Source organism: uncultured Marinococcus sp. (assembly GCF_947493875.1).
Lineage (GTDB): Bacteria > Bacillota > Bacilli > Bacillales > Marinococcaceae > Marinococcus.
Window position 1 is genome coordinate 1 of the sequence record NZ_CANLSU010000027.1, and the last position, 452, is coordinate 452.

General features: G+C 60.2%; 1 rRNA gene. It reads left to right on the top strand.

From position 1 onward, the window contains the following. Window positions 1-104 precede the first annotated feature (104 nt). A 23S ribosomal RNA gene (locus Q0757_RS16930) occupies window positions 105-452 on the top strand; the annotation flags it as partial.

The following is a 452-nucleotide window of genomic DNA, read 5'->3' on the forward strand; positions in this document are numbered from 1 at the left end:
ACGTTGGACCTTGACAACCGAATACCGAGACCAACACACAAGCAACACAAGGCTGCCGGCTGTTTCGGCCGGCGGCCGCGTCGAAGAATGACCGCGTATCGAGTGGTTAAGAAGAAAAGGGCGCACGGTGGATGCCTTGGCACTAGGAGCCGAAGAAGGACGCGACGAACGGCGAAACGCTCCGGGGAGCTGTACGTAAGCTTTGATCCGGAGATGTCCGAATGGGGAAACCCGCCTTCCGTCATGGGAAGGCGTCCGGCCGCTGAACACATAGGCGCCGGACGGTAGACCCGGAGAACTGAAACATCTTAGTACCCGGAGGAAGAGAAAGCAAACGCGATTTCCCGAGTAGCGGCGAGCGAAACGGAATCAGCCCAAACCGGGATGCTTGCATCCCGGGGTTGTAGGACCCCCGCACGGCAGGCGGGGAGGATAGGCGAAGCGGCCTGGAA